This window comes from Terriglobus albidus (assembly GCF_025685425.1).
Lineage (GTDB): Bacteria > Acidobacteriota > Terriglobia > Terriglobales > Acidobacteriaceae > Terriglobus > Terriglobus albidus.
Genome location: NZ_JAGTAS010000054.1, coordinates 159,015 through 177,680 on the forward strand (window position 1 = coordinate 159,015; position 18,666 = coordinate 177,680).

14 protein-coding genes are annotated in these 18,666 nt (G+C 54.5%); 5 read left to right on the top strand and 9 right to left on the bottom strand.

Features of this window, described 5'->3' with window-relative positions; all coding sequences use genetic code 11:
- Positions 1–410: 410 nt before the first annotated feature.
- From OHL21_RS13655 to OHL21_RS13670, 4 genes are all read right to left on the bottom strand, one after another.
- Positions 411–2,471 (bottom strand): RHS repeat domain-containing protein, encoded by a 2,061-nt coding sequence (locus OHL21_RS13655; RefSeq protein WP_263417836.1) that lies wholly within the window; start codon positions 2,469–2,471, stop codon positions 411–413.
- Positions 2,472–2,581: 110 nt separating this feature from the next.
- Entirely contained in the window at positions 2,582–5,047 is a 2,466-nt protein-coding gene (locus tag OHL21_RS13660) for an RHS repeat domain-containing protein (protein WP_263417837.1), read from the bottom strand.
- A gap of 377 nt (positions 5,048–5,424) precedes the next feature.
- Positions 5,425–5,838 (bottom strand): DUF6908 domain-containing protein, encoded by a 414-nt coding sequence (locus tag OHL21_RS13665; RefSeq protein WP_263417838.1) that lies wholly within the window; start codon positions 5,836–5,838, stop codon positions 5,425–5,427.
- Positions 5,835–6,728 carry an ArdC family protein gene (locus OHL21_RS13670; protein ID WP_263417839.1) on the bottom strand — a complete coding sequence of 298 codons (894 nt, stop codon included), beginning with the start codon at positions 6,726–6,728 and terminating at the stop codon, positions 5,835–5,837. The genes OHL21_RS13665 and OHL21_RS13670 overlap by 4 nt, the downstream gene beginning before the upstream one ends.
- A 709-nt stretch (positions 6,729–7,437) precedes the next feature.
- Here OHL21_RS13670 and OHL21_RS13675 point away from each other — a divergent pair.
- The 4 genes from OHL21_RS13675 to OHL21_RS13690 are packed head-to-tail and all read left to right on the top strand — an operon-like array spanning position 7,438 to position 11,975.
- A complete protein-coding gene (locus OHL21_RS13675; protein WP_263417840.1) occupies positions 7,438–8,682 on the top strand; it encodes a site-specific integrase in 1,245 nt (414 codons plus the stop codon).
- Entirely contained in the window at positions 8,679–9,767 is a 1,089-nt protein-coding gene (locus OHL21_RS13680) for a tyrosine-type recombinase/integrase (RefSeq protein WP_263417841.1), read from the top strand. The genes OHL21_RS13675 and OHL21_RS13680 overlap by 4 nt, the downstream gene beginning before the upstream one ends.
- Positions 9,760–11,004, top strand: a complete 1,245-nt coding sequence (locus tag OHL21_RS13685; RefSeq protein WP_263417842.1) for a site-specific integrase — start codon at positions 9,760–9,762, stop codon at positions 11,002–11,004. The genes OHL21_RS13680 and OHL21_RS13685 overlap by 8 nt, the downstream gene beginning before the upstream one ends.
- The gene (locus OHL21_RS13690; RefSeq protein ID WP_263417843.1) at positions 11,001–11,975 is read left to right on the top strand and encodes a tyrosine-type recombinase/integrase; all 975 of its coding nucleotides are present in this window, start codon (positions 11,001–11,003) and stop codon (positions 11,973–11,975) included. The genes OHL21_RS13685 and OHL21_RS13690 overlap by 4 nt, the downstream gene beginning before the upstream one ends.
- Positions 11,976–11,992: 17 nt before the next feature.
- On the opposite strand, the gene OHL21_RS13695 is transcribed toward OHL21_RS13690, so the two are convergent.
- The 3 genes from OHL21_RS13695 to OHL21_RS13705 all read right to left on the bottom strand — a co-directional run bounded on the left by OHL21_RS13695 (position 11,993) and on the right by OHL21_RS13705 (position 14,496).
- Positions 11,993–12,454, bottom strand: a complete 462-nt coding sequence (locus OHL21_RS13695) for a hypothetical protein (protein WP_263417844.1) — start codon at positions 12,452–12,454, stop codon at positions 11,993–11,995.
- A 101-nt stretch (positions 12,455–12,555) separates the two neighbouring features.
- Positions 12,556–13,767, bottom strand: coding sequence for an anti-sigma factor (locus OHL21_RS13700; RefSeq protein WP_263417845.1), 1,212 nt, complete (start codon positions 13,765–13,767; stop codon positions 12,556–12,558).
- 21 nt (positions 13,768–13,788) lie between these two features.
- The gene (locus OHL21_RS13705; protein ID WP_263417846.1) at positions 13,789–14,496 is read right to left on the bottom strand and encodes an RNA polymerase sigma factor; all 708 of its coding nucleotides are present in this window, start codon (positions 14,494–14,496) and stop codon (positions 13,789–13,791) included.
- Positions 14,497–14,653: 157 nt separating this feature from the next.
- Here OHL21_RS13705 and OHL21_RS24485 point away from each other — a divergent pair, with 157 nt between their 5' ends.
- Complete coding sequence (locus tag OHL21_RS24485; RefSeq protein WP_399258430.1) at positions 14,654–14,869, top strand: helix-turn-helix domain-containing protein; 216 nt, start codon at positions 14,654–14,656, stop codon at positions 14,867–14,869.
- 66 nt (positions 14,870–14,935) lie between these two features.
- Here OHL21_RS24485 and mobF read toward each other — a convergent pair whose 3' ends face one another.
- Both mobF and OHL21_RS13715 read right to left on the bottom strand, forming a co-directional pair.
- Complete coding sequence (gene mobF, locus OHL21_RS13710) at positions 14,936–17,677, bottom strand: MobF family relaxase (RefSeq protein ID WP_263417847.1); 2,742 nt, start codon at positions 17,675–17,677, stop codon at positions 14,936–14,938.
- Between the two features lie 617 nt (positions 17,678–18,294).
- Positions 18,295–18,636: a hypothetical protein gene (locus OHL21_RS13715; RefSeq protein ID WP_263417848.1), complete on the bottom strand. Its 342-nt coding sequence runs from the start codon at positions 18,634–18,636 to the stop codon at positions 18,295–18,297.
- Positions 18,637–18,666 lie beyond the last annotated feature (30 nt).

An 18,666-nucleotide genomic window follows, 5' to 3' on the forward strand; every position in this document is an offset into this window, starting at 1 on the left:
TGCTCTGGCTCTCATGGAATCTGGATCAATGCGGCGTCCCGAAGGAAGGATTAACGATGCTGATCAGAGGGGGCAAAAAGCATTTCCTTAGGATTGGCGGGATTGATCCTAACGACAACCGCTCGGTTTTCTGAGAAATTCAGAGCATAACTCTTGGCTGATCTACGCAGAAAGAACGGCACGTCGTCCTCTCCCTGCTGTGAGCCTCCATTGGCAACAATCTGATAGTGGACCTTCACGCTTGGACATCCTATGTCCGGGTCTATGACTGTCGAGTCCAAGACAGTGGCTGTGCTGCGGTTCCATCGCAAGCTCTTGAGGAACCGTATAGCGCGTAACACACTCTTGAAGAGAAACATCAGAGCAATATCGAGTACGAAGCCACCCATTCGATCAGCCCTCCTTATACCCTAAAACGTAGGTGGAAGATATGGTTGTAGACTCGGCGTGGAGTAAGCCGCACATGCTGCGTGGACTCCGACCTGTACGCCTGTTGAAACGGCAGCCACCGGAGCGACGACATCCGCCACCGCGTAGTGCATGATATCTGCCACTAAACCGCTCCCCAAGGCGGTGATGACCTGCGTGCTGTTATTTTCTAGATATCTGAGGCCCGTATAAGCACCATATTTCAGAGCACTTCCACCAACATCTCCTATGGCCGAATGGAGTCGCTCAGGTCCAAGGAGCGGGGATGCCAAGCTGAAGAAGTTTACAACCTTACCTACACTTGTCTGGTTGAATTTGTTTAGGCATGTGTTGTAAGCCTGCTTATTGAAGCCATTACTTGGGGCACCTCCGGTACCCATTCCATTTCCTCCGAGTGCGGTCGCACCTCCAAACCACATGCCACCTGTATCCGGAAGCGTATCCGGAGGTGCAGCCAGAGGACTATCCGTCGACGGATCCATATCGTAGGAAAATGTGCACTGTACCTCATAAGTAACAGGCCCAGGTGAGTTCGGATTTGGGCTAAAGCCAACTGGTTCACATCTCCAGGAAGTTTTCAACCCCAATGGGTCAACTGCTGCGAGGGGGTTGTTCCGTACATAGCTGTAACGATTGAAGCTCTGGGGATCGAAGATGTTGTAGCTGCCATCGTAGGGATCTGGACTCATCCAGCGCCCGTAGGAAGGAGCGTATTCGCGAAACACAGCATGTTCCAATGTGAAATTTCCCTGTCCCAAGTCATGATCGGTACCAGCAAAGTGAGGAAGGTTGGTATCTGCAGACGGTGTCGTATAGTTGTCCCCGAATTCAGCCGATTGGAATTGAGCTTCGGCGCCCGTTCCGGAATTGTTGGTCCGCACCCGCTCCGTGCCCACAAGATCCTGATGTTGATAGTGAATATGACCGTCCATCGCGAGCCAATACGCTATCGGGGAATCGCCTGCATAGTATTGCGACAGAGCGGTGGTGCCGTTATCGTACCAAATCGTAGCTAGTCGGGAGAACAGATCGAACCCGCACCGATAGATCCCCCTTACGTCCGCAAACTTTACCCGCTGATTGAATGCATCGTAGATGTACGATGCGGTTGCTCCGCCATCAACCGATAGCAGTTTTCCGTCATCATCATATTGATAGCTATGATTTGGGTCTTGGGTGAGATTTCCGGCAGCATCATAGACATAGCCGGAACTATTGATCTGATTGTTGGCAGTGTTGAAACTCAAAGCCGTGGTCAAACCACCGTTGTAAGAGGTCTGCTGCCAGCGATTGCCATAACGATCATAGGAATAGTCGGAGATGGATGTCCCTGACGAACTGCTGTGTTTCAAGCGTCCAAACTCATCATACGTGTAGTCGAGACAGTTGCCTTCGATGGTGTCGCATCTCCAATTTACTTGTGCCCCAACTGGGCCAGAGGAAAATCCATACAGCTCGCTGCTCCCTCCTGCGCAGTCAACGGAATAACTTCCAGCGCAGATGTATGTGCCGCTCACCCGGCCGCTTGATTCGAAGTGGTTGTTTCCCTTCAAACCATTGCCAAAATCGAACGTCGAAATTCCAAACGGATTTGCAGTAGCAGCGCTATAGATCAGGTCAGCATGCGTGGAGTCGTTCTGCCCCCCATTGACCGAAGTCAACTGGCCTGCGAGATTGTAGCCGTAGCGCACCGGGAAATAGCCGACTGAAGTTGTGTATGATTCCTGGGTCAGTCGCGACGCGAGGTCATACGAATAAGCCCGCCACACGTCGTGCGCTGAATTACCACACCAGTCAGGCAGGCATTGCCCGATGATACTTATACGGCTGGCGGAATCGTAGAGGAATTCGCTCTCCATCCATATCGCGCCGATGGAAGCATGTGCATTCGTCAACGTCCCTTTCGACGAACCTAGGTTCGTTCCGCCCCATCCTGTCGCTTGATCATAGCTATAGATCTTAGTGGGGGTCTTTCCGTCATCATAGATGAGCGAATTCAGGCGCCCTTGTGCGTCGTACTGCATCGTCGCCGTGGTCTTCACATTTGGATCCGTTTGATTCGCACGAGGGCGGGTACGAGTCACCGCTAAACCAGTTGAATTGTAGGAATAGCTGTAATCAGTGACTCCGCGCTCTGGTTCTTCCGTATGAATCACGCGGCCGGCGGCGTCGGTTTGGAAGACGCGTGTCTGGCTGCCCTGTGTGATCGTCTCTTTGTGGTTGACATCGTCATAGTCGTAGTGCGTGTTATAGCCTGTTCCCGCGATGTCGGTTGGACAGGCGGAGGGTGCGCCTGAGTTCGGGAAGGTTGTTCCGGTGAGTTCGCAGACCTCCTTAACACGCCCGATGAGATCGTATTGCGTGATGGTCCCTTTTCCGGGATTGAGTTGTCTTTGAACTGCGCGCGACCAGTAAGTATTTGATACCGAAGAACCATCCGCCCGAGAAGTGTGAGAACACGACCGAGGCCATCGTACGTGTAGCCGGTGCTGTTGGAGGTGCACTGCGAGCTTCCAGCATCGGAGGAGGAAGAGTAGGGCGCGCTCGTAGACTGCAGGTGGCCAGTGGCGTCGTAGCAGGAATCAGTCAGATACCAGTTTGACGAAGTACTGCTCACAGCGTTACGTACCGGTCGTCCGTAGCTGTCAAAGAAGGTCTCCTGCGTGGACCAGTCTGAACTGTTGAGCTTTGTTTGTACCGTAATTTTTCCTGGCGTATAGGTGTATAGAACCTCACCACCGCCTGGAGTCGTCACGTCCTTTGGACGCATCAGCGCGTCATATTGAACTATTTCCGTCGTCTGCCCGGAGTTGTACCCCGTAGACGTGAGCTGGGCAGCCGAAGATGCGTCGTAGGTGCTCGAAGTCGAAAGTGAGCTGACAGCCGAGTTGCCGGACGTCTGTGTACTCGTCCCAGTCACGAAAGCTTGGGTCGTGTCATAGGAGTAGTCCGTCTCCAGGCCATTGAAGGTAGTGGTTTTGCGAGCACCCGTGTCGTAATTGGTGTAGCTGGTATTGATGTAGGTTGAACCACCTGCCCATACGGAGGAGGATGTGAGATTTCCCGGAGTTGATTCTGCTGTCCCGCGCTGCGGGAGTCCAGATGTAGGGGTAGCCGACGTCTCGTCGTAGTGATAATCAGTTTCGGACAAGATGTTGCTTCCAGAAGAACTTGCTGCCCTTGTCATTCGGTTAGCCGATCCGTAACTGTAATTCCAGGTTTCTAGCATAACGCTGGGCGTGGCTGGGTCGAAACTAAACCAACTGGCGAGACTTACACTATCTGAACCATAGTTATAGTGCACGGAGACTTGGGAACCGCCGTTGTAGGACGTTGTCGTTACGCGCCGAAGCAATGGATTCCGGCTTGGCCCACCCAAAGAGAAACTTGTACTCATTTCCATCAAAGGTGTCGCCGAATTACTCGATCCGTCCCAGATGCGCCGCCGGGTTTCATATGGAAGATTGCCCTGGATATTCGCCGAGAACTCAAAGGAGCGGAGCTTATTGGCTTCGTCGACAACATCTGTGCTTGAAGTACCGGCTCCAGTTATAGCTCGCGTGAAAGTCTTCGATCCGGACGTGGTGGTTCTGGTGAGGACCACCGGATTGCCATCAGAGGAGATGCCGGTCCCATTGCAGCCGCCAGTGTAGGAGTAACTTATTGTTCCGCCGGTGGGCAGCGTGACGGACTTCAAGCGACCTGTCACCGCTCCTCCAACACCTGTTGTGTCTTCGTATTGAAAGGAGTACTTGTCGGCGGAAGAATCTGGATATTCAACGGTGTCAACAAGGTCAACGGTTGTCGGGCCATATTCACTGATTCCCGAACATTGGAAGTTCGTCTGAATGGTATAGGTGCGGTACGTGACCTTTACACTCGCGGACGTCGCGCTATTGGCCTGGCGGGTTATGGGGTAGGTGAAGTAACGAGGGCTTCCCGCATTGCCGCTTCCTGAAATGGTCAACGCTGTGACACCAAGGGTGTCAATGAATGTTCCGTCTCCATTCACCGAGATCGTATTGCCGTTGCTGTCCGTGATTGAACCCGAACCGCTCGCGCTCATCGGAACGTCGATCGTGGTTCCGGTGGGGGTATGAATCACGAAAGTATTGTCGATGGAGTATCCGGATCCATCGGTCGCCGTTCCGTCACCATCAACAATAGAGGCCGCGCCACCGCTGCACTGCTTCAGCTCGTAGTTAAATGGGTGAACGATGCCCTCCGGCTGGTGGTAAGCAAGATTCGTATAGTACGTTCCCGGATAGGTGCCTCCACCATATAAATCGCAGGACGCCGTCGAGGTTGAGTACGAGAGAAAACCGATGAAGCCGTCACCGACATTGCCGTGGAATCCCCATTGCTGGTCCGGCAGCCAGGCATTTCCCTGCGGAGACCAGATCAGACCGTCGTATGTGAGGGAATAGTTAAATGCAAGGCCGCGTCCCGGACGACTGACAATGGGAAGCTCGAAGTGGGTATTAAGATTGCCGATATTGACGGTGTCAAACCCCTTGCTGTCATAGGCGCCAAAGGGGTAGAGACCAACGCCAGTGTTTTGAGCAAATACCGATGTAACAAGGCAGAGGAACAGCGCAAGGCGAACGACGATCTTCATTTTTCTGGAGCAACCCTTCTTCGATTGCACACAGAGGAGGAGAAAAAGAGAAAAATCTTTCTTTTTGTAGCTGTAGAGCAAGCATCATCGCCGTTTGCTCACTTGTCAAGCATCCTTTTATGAAGACAACGGACGACGTCATTCCCAAGTCACCATCGGTGAAGAGTATGGATACTCGAATTCGTCGATACGCTCTAGCGGCTTTCAGAGGTGTAGCACACAGCACAAGTCGATTGACTTAGGGCAACCAACCGCCGCAAGTGGCCGGAAGAGGGTTCGGGAGAAACCCGCAGGGTGTCTTCCGGCTGCCGAAAAGGAAGCACGGGAGCGCTTTCGTCTCCCGTGCTTCGGTAGATTTGTGGTTTCCCTATAGACAGCTACCCAAGAATGCATTTGTCGGTGAAGACGGCGGCGAAGCCCTGGAAACGGAGATTGCTATCCCACGCGTGAGCAAAGCGAAGATGCTGCTCGTGCAACGCGGTGAGGCATAGGTAGTGATCGCGGACGATATTGCGGCTCCACTGCTCGATGCCGAGATAGTCCTGGCGGTAGTAGTACGGATCGAGGTTAGGACCGCCCACGAAGCCGATTTCGAAGCACATCTCCGGATCGCGCATCGAGTCCCCGTTTTGTTGACCATAATGAGCGACGGAGAGAGCCGGAAGCCCAAGAGGACCGGATTCATCTAGCCCTTCGATGACCAGCTCCAGATAGGGAGGATTCTCGATTTTGAGGTAGAGGCTGGGGCGCCAGCCGCCAGCCTTCTGAAGGATCTCGAGTATGGATTTCATGCCGCCACCGCCGTGAGTTCCGCTTCGGTGGCTGTTTCTTCTTCGTCTTCTGCCGGTGGTTCCAATGCTGCCAGAATCACGCTGGCCGTCTGCTGGATGACTTCCAGACTCTCCGCTAGCAGAGAAGCGTTGCCGTGATAGAGATGGATATAGTCAGCGGAAGCCGTACCTGTCTTCAGGCCAAGGGCTTTGCCGACCACGAACGCCACCGCTTCGGCCTCGGTTTCGCGTACTGCCTTCGTCGTTGCTGTGCGCCGCTCTGCTTTATGTAGCAGTTCATGCGCCGTTTCATGAATGAGCGTCGAGAACTCCTCGGCCTTTGACTGCCCCGGAAGGATGGCAATTCGTCCGCCGTAACTCACGCCAAGGGCGGGTGCAATCCCCTCGTTGTAGACAAGCTGAATGCCGCGTGAGCGGACAAAGGCAGCCAACCGGTCGATGTTCTCGCCAACGTCACCGGAGACACGTTCCATCTCGGGAAGGTCTACGCCTTCCGTCTGCGAGATATCGAAGACATAAGCGTTACGGAAACCCACCAGTACGCGGGTGTTCTGCGTGGTGATATCTTTCTCGGCCTCGTCATCCTTCTTGCGGCGGACGCCGACAATAGGAGCGAGAATCCGGATGCCCTTTTGTCCAGCCGTCACGGAACGTCCGAGGTTCTTCCATGTCCAGAATCCGGCAACACGGGTTGCTGTAGGCATCTGACGGGCGATCTCCAGCACGTTGCCAAAGCTGTAGTTGTGAAAACGGCTCATGGCGGTGAGGTAGTTGGTGAGGGCATCGGAGTGTCCGGCCTCTAACTGCTCAATCAGCAGCTTGATGTTGGCGGCGATGAGTTCCTGTTTCTGGGCAGGCTTCTTGCTGTCGATGGTGTTTGCGGTCTTCATTGTGTTTGCTCCTTTGGCTTTTGCACGTCCGCGTTGAAACGCGGCATGTACATGCCGAACGCCTCCTGGCGAAGGCGGGGCGGCAAAGCACAAGGGAGGGGTATCTCCCACCCGGAGCAAAGCGGAGGGCGGAAGCGCAGCGACGGTCTGCACAAGCGAAGCGCGGAAGACTGTTGGGAAACCCTTGTGCTGCGCCAGGGCAGCGCCCTCAGGGAAGGTTTGGTTTCCGTGTTCGTGCGTGTCAGCGCACAGGATTTATAGGGGCGGGCGTTGCGGGGCAGGAACAGGCCCCGCAGAGGTGGAAGCGGAGAACGCGCAGGCGGTCGAAGCGGGGAGGAAACCTCCTCCGCAAGAGCACGCAATCCCAGTGAACCGTACCGTTGCTAGGGTGGCGTTCGCGTCGACAGCGCGCGCAATTCCACGTCGATGCCGAGATTTAAAAGGCTCTCCAAGCAGAGATTGCATCATCAGACGCATCTGATCTCTTGCGGAATTCGGGCTTTCAGCTTTTCTCTTGCGGAATTCGGGCTTTCAGCTTTGCCTGGATGTCGGACCCTTTCTGTCTCCATCCCATTTGAGACAGGCAAAGTCTTCAGCCATTGGGGAGTTTGTAGGCAGATCGAATGTGGTCGAACCGTTGAACTCGACAACGACTCGACGCGGGCTCAGCCGAAGGGCTAGTTGAAATTGGGATTCAGAGGGGTGAACCTTGATTGAGAGCGTTTCAGTCTTTCCGAGTTTTCAGCGACGTCACCGTTCCGCACCACTGCTGAAGGAACGCGAGGAATATCTGACCCATTTGCTGCGGATTGGCCGAGATGCGAATCATGTTCGATCTGTCGCAGCTTACCTGATCCACATCGTCCACATCATGGAACTTACCAATTTGCGCCCCGTCAAACTCGCCGAGATTGAAGAAGCTGGGGCGCGCTGGGCCAGCGACAGAGGACCTGAACGGAGAGGCCACCGCCCAGAAACTTCTCCGAGGATTTTTACAAAGATTGCTCGGCAATGGATGCTCTTTAAAGGGTTCCTGGCGATTCCGGCCAAGTCATCGGGGCACTTCGATTCGCATCTCGCCGAATTCAGAAATGCACTTCAATTACGTGGACTGGCTTCTATCACTATAAAAACCTACGTACAACGAACGCAGATTTTCCTGCGATGGGCGTCGGAGCGCTTCAGAGACCTTCCATCCGTTTCTTTGAGAGACGTAGATGACTTTCTGGCTAGCAACCATAAGGCAGGATGGCGTCTCTCGACGCTGACAAGTCACTGCATCTCACTACGCGCCTTTTTTATCTTCGCCGAAGAGAGAGGTTTGTGCTCCCCAAGAATCTGGCGGGGTATTGTGGGCCCACCGATCCCTCAATACGTGGAAGTTCCCAAGGGCCCGAGTTGGGCGAACGTCCGCCGGCTCATTCGCTCAATCAAGGGGAGAACTTCCGCAGAATTGCGTTCACGGGCCCTGCTGCTTTTGTATTCGATTTACGGGCTCCGTGCCAGCGAAGTGGCGCGGTTACGCATAGGTGACTTCGATTGGCGGAATGAGACTTTCTGTGTTCACCGAGCCAAACGCGGCGGCATCCAACAATTCCCGATCCAGTATGAGGTTGGCGAAGCCATCCTCGACTATCTTCAACATGGGCGGCCGCAATGTGCCTGCAGATTTATTTTTCTCACATTGTTGCCCCCGTATCGCCCCTTGACGAGTGGAGCAATGTGGGACATCGTCAGCAAGCGGATCAAGAACCTAGGCATCCAGGCGGAACATCGCGGGCCTCATTCGCTCCGCCATGCATGCGCGACCTATCTACTAAAGAGAGGTAGCTCACTGAAGGAGATCGCTGATTTTCTTGGCCATCGAACTACCAAATCCGTGGCGATTTATGCGAAATACGACCAACGATCCTTACGCAAAGTGGCAGCCTTTAGTCTGGCAGGGATACTGTGAACTTTATTGAGGCCTTGGGCACTTATATAGATCGAAAGCGCTCAGAAGGGCTTTCCTATGGCTGGTCCGCTTGGTATCTTGTCGCCCTAGGTAAGCAGGTTGGAGATGTTCCCCTCCAATGCATCACCGTCCACGAAGTGATGGAGTTTCTGAATACCCCCAAGACTTCTGCAGGGACTTGGGACGCAAAGTATCGGCTGCTTCGACGGTTCTTCGATTACTGGCTCGCCCGCAGTGAGATCAGTGCCCCTCCGATGCCGGTCAAGAAAATAATCAAGCAGAAACCATTTAGCCCATATATCTACACTCAATCGGAAATCCGTGCCCTGTTGAAGACGACGCGAGGATGTCAGAAGGCCGCCCGATGTTGCATAGACCCCATCACGCTTCGCACCGTCTTGATCTTTATCTATGGAACAGGAGCTCTCATTGGGGAGGCCGTTCGGCTACTAGGCGAGGATATTGACTTTAAGAAGGGGGTAATCACGATCCGTCATGATCGCTTCAATCGCGTGCGGGCTATTCCGATCGGTCCGCATCTAAAGACCGTACTGGGAAAATATTCGGCCTCAAAGCGACGAAGAGGCGCAACCAACAAGCACTTTTTCCTGAACATGAGAGGGGAAGCCCTTAGCATTGCTACCGTCGAGCGTTCATTCAAGAGGCTGCGCCGAATTGCAGGGATTTGTCGGCGCGACGATGCTAGTTATCAACCGCGCATCTATGATTTGCGGCACACCTTCGCGGTACATCGGATTGCTGCGTGGATGAAGCATGGCGCTGACCTGAATCGCATGCTGCCGGCGCTCTCGGTCTATATGGGACTAGTGGGCCTCAGAACAACCGAAAAGTACTTGTCGCTCACACCGGAACGCTTTCATGCTCAGCTCATCAAGCTGAGTCCACAGCGTGGCATAAAGAGATGGCGCGATGACCCCGCGCTCATGAAATTCCTATCTCAATTGTCAGATGACTCCGGCCATAATCGCAGCCTCAATGCAGGTGCTTCTACCGCAAGTGACAAAGATCGCCTCTCCGGCGAGACGAAGCGCTCGAAGCAGCGAATGAGGAGGAAGAATGTTTGAGCAGATTTATCGAAGGCCCAGAGTCATTGAAAGGCATCGCCAGGCGCCGTTGCGCTTGGCGCGGGAGCAATATCTGAGGCATATGCTCGAAAAGGGTTACACCCACCGAGCATTGACCACCTCAGCAGCCTACATGCTCCAGCTTGTCCGCATTCTCGGACTGCATGAGCTTCGTGTGGTTTACGAAGATGAGATTAAACACGCTGCGGAAGTCTGGGCTGAATATCAGGGCCCATTTCGACATCCTGGACACTGCAACCATCGGTCCCCGCGATCTTTTATCAAGTTCGTCCGCGCGTGGCTTCGGTTCCATGGCAAATTGGCCCTTCCATCTGTTCCTCCCTTCCTCGAACAAACGCAAGCATTCTCGCACTCGCTACAAGTCAACTATGGTCTCGCCGAAGCAACCGTTCGGGGCTATTCCAATCGGGCTCAGGCATTCTTGACGTGGTTGGCAGCGCAGGGTGGAGACTTAGAAGCGGTGTCTGTGGCCGATATTGACAAGTTCATCCTTGCAAAGCGTGTTGAAGGATGGACCCCCCGAGGTATCGGCAACCAATGTCAGGCATTGCGAAGTTTCTTCCGTTTTGCCGAGACGCGCGGCTGGTCCGCACCGAATCTCGCGTTAGCCATCCGAATTCCGCGTATCCCGAAAGACAAACCGTATCCCGTTGGGCCCACTTGGCCGCAAGTTCGACAAATCATAAAGCTAGCAGAAGGATGCGAACCTGAGCATCTTCGAGCCAAGGCTCTTCTGCTGCTGTTCACCGTTTATGGGCTCCGCAGCGGCGAGGTCATTCACCTGCGTCTGGAGGACTTTGATTGGCGGAGCGAAGTATTCACAGTTCGGCGCTCCAAGCACGCCGGCACGCAACAATATCCGATTCAGTACGAAGTGGGAGAGGCGATTCTGAAATACCTTCAATATGCCCGACCACAAGTCGAGAACCGGCACGTCTTCCTTGGAGAACGACGCCCTTGGGGACCGCTTCTGCATACTACTGTTTGGAGGACCGTGGCGAAGCGGTTGCGGATACTTGGAATAGAGCTCGATCATCGTGGCCCTCACGCTTTACGTCACGCATGTGCAACCCGGCTGCTCAAGAAGGGCTCGTCCCTTAAAGAAATTGCTGACTTCCTAGGACATCGCGACACAAGATCTGTTGGCATCTATGCGAAATGCGATATCGCTGCTCTTCGGAAGGTTGCCGCATTCCGCCTTGCTGGGTTGCAATGAAACTCCAAGAGGGAATCAAAACCTATATCGAAGCCAGGCAAGCCGAAGGTACGCCCTGGGAGAAAGGCGCGCAGAGCCTGCGTTCCCTCTACCGTCACATTGGTGATGTGCCCTTGGCTCGAATCTGTGTCAACGATGTTGCTCCCTTTCTCGATGGCCCTATGACCGCCGCAGCTACCTGGTACAACAAGTATTGCGTACTGCGCCAGTTCTTCTGTTACTGGAAAGTACGCAATGAGATTTATGGGTTGCCGCTGCCTCCATCAAGGCGTTTTCCAGTACAGACGTTTGTCCCCCATGTCTTCTCGCGGACTGAACTACACCGACTGTTGATAGCGGCGGGATTCACTCAACGAGGAATGAACTCCGCAATCGGCGCTCACACCTTTCGCACCTTGCTTCTGTTTCTCTATGGAACCGGCGCGGGGCTCAGCGAAGCGGTTCAACTGGAACGCCGTGATGTGGACTTTCGCAGGAGGCGAGTCACCCTCCGCAGTAGCTTATGCCGTCGCGTGCGAGAGATTCCGATCGGTCCCGATCTCTATGACATTCTGCTGAGATACCGTCGAACGCATCACCTAAAGAATGCGATGAGAGCCCCGCAATTCTTTTTGACTAAAGATGGATCCCAGATTAAAGCGGGCACGGCGAACAAGACTTTCCGAAGGGTGCGCAAGAAGGCCGGCATTGCTCGTTGCGATGGAGCACAATACCAGCCACGAATACAGGACCTGCGATACACATTTGCTGTCCATAGGTTGACAGCATGGTTTAGACACGGAGCGGACATGGGGCGAATGATCCCTGCGCTTTCCGCTTACCTAGGGCAAAGCGACCTGAGCGTGGCGGAACGTTATCTACGTTTGACCCCAGAACGGTTTCGGGCTCAACTCAACAAGCTCAGTCCCAAACAAGGCAAGAGGAGATGGCGGGACGACGCCGCATTGATGAAGTTTCTTGACAGCCTGTGATGGGAGAGGACAGGTCTCTAAAGATTGCGCGCGTCTAGAGTTGGCCCCACATTTTTCTTGATCAGTTCAGGCCCGGCGGACAATTCCTCTAGGCCAGCTCGTCGCAGCGTTACTTTAAAGGTAAGAAATACCGATACGATCTCGTCGTGGCGGGGATCGTCGTCGAGCCCATCCCCTAGCCCGGACCAATAGGCCTTGTCGACATCAGAAAGACATGGCAAGACACACTCCAATATTTCTTCGCTGGAAGGGCCCTCAAACAGTTCGCTCAAATGCTCGCCCGTGATCCCTGAAAGGTCTGTTTCCAATGCCATGCGAGCGATACGTCGCAGCGTTGGCGGGGACGATGCAATTGCCTGTAGGAGAATTTTCTGCCTCATCGTGAATTCAGCCATCTCCTTCGGTTGAATTTGGATATCGAAGTCAGCGAAGAAGCGAAACGCTATCGGATCGGGAAAATGTGGTAAGGAAATCTCCATAAGGGGTCCTCAAAGACATCGCTGTATTCAGTACCACTCGGTATTAACCCGGTACGCCGTTCACCGGTCATCATCTCTTAACGGAACTTTCAGATGCAGATTTAAGGGTGATTAGGCTGTATCTGCAAGTCGGCCATCAGCAGGGGTTTGCCGGTAGGCTTGGTACTACCTCCTAGTGGCTCTGCCGTTACAAAAACTTTATTCAGATGGGCCAGGGTCTTCGTGTCGTTGAAACGCAGCACCCATCTTTTCTTCGTATCCTCCTGATAGAACAGGCCTAGGCTGACATTTTGCTGTTCGTCCACATTTCCCCAAGCCTGGAAAGCGACCGTTCGTTTGAGCCCTGGCTGTTTGTCCAAGTCGTACCCATAGAAAACTAGGGATTTATCTTTCGTATAGAAGATGCGTCCGAAAGGTCTGGAAGTCTTTCCGGTCTGCGTGACGTCCAAAATGTCGGCAATGTAAAGGTCCCGCGCGCCAATTAACTCGCGGATATCGCGATCACGCGCCAGCAGCTCTCTATCAAAAGCCAACGTCCTCTCCTTCTCTTCCAGCACCCCGGAAAGCTCATTGAGCCGGGCTTCGAGAATGGTGAGCCGTAATTGGTACTGTCTAGACTCGTTCGCGGTTGATGTGGTTTTTTCCCGGAGAGACTCTACTTGTTGAAGTGCGGCTGCGAGTTGCCGGTCCATTGCGTCTCTTTCGCCGCTGATTCTCTGTCTTTCCTTTTGCTCAACCTGCAGATGTTCGCGAATTTTAGTTAGGTGTCTATTCGCCTGATTACCCTCTTTGGTGGCATTGTCCAAGGCGGCACGCAGATCGGTGATCTCTTTCTGCGCCGTCTGAAGTTGAGGTCTTAGGTCCGGAGGAGTCGGTCTGATCACGGGAGACGCATCCTGCCGCACCGTCGCGACGTTCGTAGGAAACGTCGACGGGTGCTTCTCTGCCGCGAAATGAAATCCGAGCCATCCTATGCCCGCGATCCCAGCGGCGATCGCCAAAGACGACACCATCTTGAAGTATCTGGGAGGGACTCTCTTTGTTGAAGAAGATTGACACGTATCCAATGCACCCATCAATCGCTTTTCCGCAGCACTGAGCGCCTCAGACCATTCGCTCTCGTCCTCCGCAGCGGCCGCAGCCATCGCGGGTACAACCTCGTCTGCGATTTGCCGATATTCGGCAAAAAGCTCTTGGCAGGACTCACAATAGGCGAGGTGCACCTGTAATAGCGCCCACTCTTCCTCGGTAAGTTCACCAGACGGATAGAGGGCACAGAGGCCAACGAACTCGTCATGCCATTGGGTGTTCATCGGCTCTGCTCTCCGATGTGGCTATTGTCTACCAGTTCTCTCACTTTGCGGCGGCTTCCCTCGAAATATGTGATTGCGCAATCGTTGAATGCCCCGGTAATAGAGACTCCGAACATTGCCGTAATTTTGGCCAATATTCTCCGCGATCTCTCGGAACGAGTAGCCTTCAAAGAAATGAAGCTCTATCACCCGTACCTGTTCTGCAGTCAATTCGTCACGCAGTTTAGTCAATAGGGCATGACCGTCAACCGTGTCACCAAGATTGGGGCAAGGGTTCACAAATGTCCTGTCTTCAAGGAGCTCCTGCCGGTCGTAATAACACCGCGACTGCAAGTAGCGGCGTCTGTCGATGGCGCGGTGGTATGCCATCTGGATAATCCAGGACGCTGCCGTTCCCTTACTGCAATCGAATCGTGAGGCCTTCTGAAAAATGTAAATGAATATATCCTGACGCAAATCTTCAGCTTCAGATTCATCCTTTAGAATTCGCCGCGCAACGTTATAGACCGCTCGTCCATGCCTTCTTAGCAGCAGAGCAAGTGCGGCTCTCGCGCCGTTAGCCATCTGACCAACAAGAGCTTCGTCTGACATTTCGTCGGAGACTGGCGATTCTCTTTCGCTCGTGAGAGGCACACTTCCTACGGCTGCGCTTTCGTCCGAACGAACGCTCTTTGCCTGAGCGATTCCCACCATCGACCCCGAGAAGTATGCGGCATCTTTTGGAATCACAATGTCCTCGTTTCACCAACAACTGCATGGAGTAGGCGATTTGAATCGGTTTCGAGCCATCGTGCTTCCCATCGAAGGAACACGTGATGGCAATAGGGACCGCACGAGTTATCCGATAGGCTAACTTAGCCTTTAGCATAACCTCAAAACTAGAGAGGTGGCAATTGATGTTTCCATCCGACTCGGAAGAAGAATTCGAGAACTGCGGGATAAGCGCGGCTGGAGTCAGGCGTACCTATCGGAGCTTTCTGGGATTGGCAAAATCTACATAAGTCAGCTAGAAAACGGCCACAAAACACCCTCAATCCGAACAGTAGAGACGCTCGCGATCAGTTTCGAAATGACGATATCGGACTTCACCAAAGGCGTGTGAGTAGGAGCCTCCCGCATGAGGCATGCCCAAGATGATCCCAGTGTCTTCGCATAAATCGTCATGCGGCTACATTGAAATGCCGTGGCCGTATTCCTTTTGCTGCCTAGCCTCCGGCTGCGCCGCCAAGCCATTTTCCAAGTTGACTTTAGGCGTATGGGCGCTCTGGTGTGAAACTTCGTGGCCGAGCGCGGCGGGTAGTTTTTCGCGGTCGTTGGTAAATATTTGCGCGTCGTGCGCTCCTCGTGAAACGGCCACATAGGCCATGCGGTTATTAAGCAGGTCTTTGGCTCCGAGCTCGGTATCAACGTGGACTAGCACTCGCTCTGCGGTCTGTCCCTGGCTGGAGTGGCTGGTGACCGCATAACCATGATCTAGATGTGGATTGCGTACCGGGTCGATCTCCATGGAGCGACCACCGTCCATCCGTAAGCTCATCCGGCCTTCGTTGATCCGCTCTACTGTGCCCATTTCGCGGTTGGCGATCTTTAGATCGTTGTCAGGCGCAGTGAACTGGATGCGATCCCCTACGGAGAACGCCCGCTCCTCCTCGCGGTAGACCGACACACCCTGCTGGCGGCGCGGATCATAGCTCTGATTCCGGCCATCGAATAACGAAACCGTGATCCGGTTGCGCGCAGCATCGATGCAGATCACGCGAGCGTATTCGCCTTTCCGGATTCCGGTTTCCTTCGAGCCTCGGCTGTAACGCAAAACATCGCCGACCTCATACTTTTCTGCCCAGGTGCGGGCGGCTCCGGTAAGGTCCTGGCGCGGCACCAGCGTCCGCATCCGGTGTTCTTCTAGGTTCACAATGCCACGCTGTTGCAGCTCGGCATGGATACGGCCATTGATCTCCGTGCGGGAGCGGTTGTCAGGCGAGACCACCAACGTGCTCTCGGAAGTCTTTGCATACTCCTTCGCGATGGCGCCGATCCGCTCCTCGCGGCCTTTGAACTCATGCACGCGGCCCTGCTCGTCTAGCTTCTTGACCGCAGCGCCAACCTCTCCACGCGCGAGTTGCTCAACCACATGGCGCAGTTCCGGATCTTTCTGGCGCACAATCTGATCGAGCGAGATAGTCTTCATCCCCGCCTGCTGCAACTGCGCAAACGGCCTTCCGGCCTGTACCGCTTCATGCTGCCTGCGATCGCCCACCAGCAGAACCCGGTCGTTGGGATGCAGGCGAGTTAGGAACTCGTGCATCTGCTTGGTGGAAGCCAGGGAAGATTCGTCTAGCACGTACAGACGTCTCTCGCCGGTGTCAGGCTTCTGCCCACGCGCCAAATGCATTTGCAAGGTGGAAGTCTCAATTCCGGCTTCGCCCAGCTTCTGCGCTGATCGAGACGTAGGCGCGAAACCCTCCAAGGTATAGCCCTCACGTTCTGCGCCTTCGCGCACAACCGCGAGCGTCGTGGTCTTACCCGCGCCGGCAACGCCGTCCATGCCTACGATCTTCTCCCGCGCCGCAAAGATCTCCTCCACGGCCTGACGCTGGGAAGTATTCAGTTCGGGATGGCAGTCAATCGTATCGAACCGCTCGCGGCCCTCCAGCAGCATAGGACGGTTCTGTTCATTGCTCCGATGAAGGATGCTGACGATCTCTTTTTCCGTGCGGATCATCTCAGCGGTGGTGATCTCCGGGCCACGCACGGATTCCGGGGCCTGTCGAAACTCGCCGGACTCGAACCTCCGCTCGATCTCTCGCCGCACTTGGCTGTACGTTACTTCACCCATGCCACGCTGTAGGGCGGTTTCATAGAGAGCGCGCCGGTCCTGAACAGCAGACTTCTCGAACAGGTGATCGCGGGCGTACGTCACTGCCCGCTGAGCTGCGTTCTCCGGCTCATAACTTTGGCGCTGCTCATGTGCCTTAGCCTGAGCAATAACACGATCCGCCTGATCACCATACTGCGCAGCCAGTTCACGATGCTGTCGCAGTACCTCGTCAGGCGACAGCAGTTCCTTGCTGTCACGCGTGTGATGTGCCGCCACCTGTGCGGCTCCTGCTCCATCGAGTCCCTGCTCGCGGAGATGATCCTTGATTTGTTCGCGGCGCGGGCTTGAGGCTTCGAGATACTCCTTCGTATAGCCTTTGATCTCCGGCTGCCCGTACTTACCTGGTTCAATCTCGTAGCCCAGCCTCTGCAACCGAGACGCCAGTTCCGCTCGGTAGATCGATGTGGCGTAGTGTTGCGAGGCGTACAGCTCGTGGGATTGAACGGAGCGTGTCTGTCCATTGTCGCGCTCGGTGACATTGAAGATGACCGCGTGGGTGTGGAGTTGCGGTGCGGCGTAGCCGTCCACGGGCCGGGCGGTATCGTGTTCGAAGGTCGCGGCAACAAACCTGCCCGTCGTCTCCGGTGCATGGACGTTCCCAATCCGCGCCTGGGTGTACCGCTCCAGTTCCTCCAGAGCTACGCGCACACTCTCGCGGTGCGCAACCCGAACACGATTATCCCCACCCACAAGCGCAGTCAAAGAAACTGACTTCGGAGCAGAGAAAGTTGCATCCCATCCAGCACGGTGCTCGACGCTCGTGACTTCTTTACCGTTCTTGCCCTCGTAAGTCCGGGACACTTGATGGCGCACAAGTTGCGCCTCGGTGAACGGATGTTGGCCTTCGGTCAACCTCGCGAAGTGCTCAGAACCGACCTCACCTTGCAGTCCCCACTGATTGGCAAGCTTACCCAACCACTCGCTGTGCCCCTGCTGGTCCCGGCTCCAGTAGTTCTGCCGCTCGGACGCAAACTCTCGCTCATGGTACGTGCGTACCTGTCCGGCTGACAGCGGCTTGGAGAGCGTCAGCATAGTGAGAAAGCCTCGCCCGAATCACGTTTCTACGTCCCAACAAGAAGCTAGCTGGACAAGTATCGACGAAGCGAGGGCCTTTTTCGAACAAGAATGCGGAAACCAGGCCAATCGCTCGTTGCTACGTTGCGAGGCCGGTTTGCGTCCCAGTTCTGAAACTCTTCACGTTGAGGCGATTGAAGGCTTTCTGCCACATCGCAGATTTCGACATGCCAGCGCATCATATTGTTGGCCCATGCGAGCCGTGCTAAGTTTTGTCTGCGGGGATTGCGCGCCTTCATTAACGTAGCTCCTACTTCAGAGATTTCGAGGGGGGGAAATTTTGGACATCAGGCACTATCGCTGCCCGTCCAGAGAAGGCAATAGGCACCTCAAGGATTAAATGAGGTGCTTGGGTGTATGCCTTTTCCATAAGGAAGTCGAGAGCTTTCGAGACTTCAGTATCTGAAGCCTCGATCGAAAGCTCGTGAACGCTCCAGGCCTCCAACAGGCGTTTGGTTTCGAGTGGCGCTAAGGCGACCTCAACCGCACCTGCTTGTTCAGAGAAGAGCAATGCCGTTGCCGCCCCGAATCTGGGCAGCCGGGATTTTCCCGAAGGTCCGGCTGGAGGAAGCTCGTTATCCTCCGAGCCCGGTACTACCGCTTGATCCCTCGGTAGGAGAGTCCCACGGTTTGCGACGCGCATCAACTCCGGAAAAGGGCACATCCCATTGTCCATCCAGATTTAGGAGTTCTACACCATACTTATCGATCTCATAAGCACATGCTTCCTCCTCGGTTTCCATTTCCAGACCTCGGAACCGCTCTGCAAGCTGAGCGATCATCAAGGAAAGCTCCGATGGGTCCAGTGACTCCCGGAAGGAATGTACCATTTGCAAGACCGAAGCAGCTGCTTGAGACGCATTGCGCTCTTTTTGCTGCAAAATGCTCCGAAGTTCTTCTTTGCGTTCTTCTGTCATAAGCACCTTCAAGATAGTTGATGAGCCCGC

What these genes read in the sequence shown, in the direction of transcription:
- OHL21_RS13660 (WP_263417837.1), bottom strand. Translation starts at nt 5,047, where the DNA reads ATGAAGATCGTCGTTCGCCTTGCGCTGTTCCTCTGCCTTGTTACATCG.
- OHL21_RS13665 (WP_263417838.1), bottom strand. Translation starts at nt 5,838, where the DNA reads ATGAAATCCATACTCGAGATCCTTCAGAAGGCTGGCGGCTGGCGCCCC.
- OHL21_RS13670 (WP_263417839.1), bottom strand. Translation starts at nt 6,728, where the DNA reads ATGAAGACCGCAAACACCATCGACAGCAAGAAGCCTGCCCAGAAACAG.
- OHL21_RS13685 (WP_263417842.1), top strand. Translation starts at nt 9,760, where the DNA reads ATGTTTGAGCAGATTTATCGAAGGCCCAGAGTCATTGAAAGGCATCGC.
- OHL21_RS13690 (WP_263417843.1), top strand. Translation starts at nt 11,001, where the DNA reads ATGAAACTCCAAGAGGGAATCAAAACCTATATCGAAGCCAGGCAAGCC.
- OHL21_RS13695 (WP_263417844.1), bottom strand. Translation starts at nt 12,454, where the DNA reads ATGGAGATTTCCTTACCACATTTTCCCGATCCGATAGCGTTTCGCTTC.
- OHL21_RS13700 (WP_263417845.1), bottom strand. Translation starts at nt 13,767, where the DNA reads ATGAACACCCAATGGCATGACGAGTTCGTTGGCCTCTGTGCCCTCTAT.
- mobF (WP_263417847.1), bottom strand. Translation starts at nt 17,677, where the DNA reads ATGCTGACGCTCTCCAAGCCGCTGTCAGCCGGACAGGTACGCACGTAC.
- OHL21_RS13715 (WP_263417848.1), bottom strand. Translation starts at nt 18,636, where the DNA reads ATGACAGAAGAACGCAAAGAAGAACTTCGGAGCATTTTGCAGCAAAAA.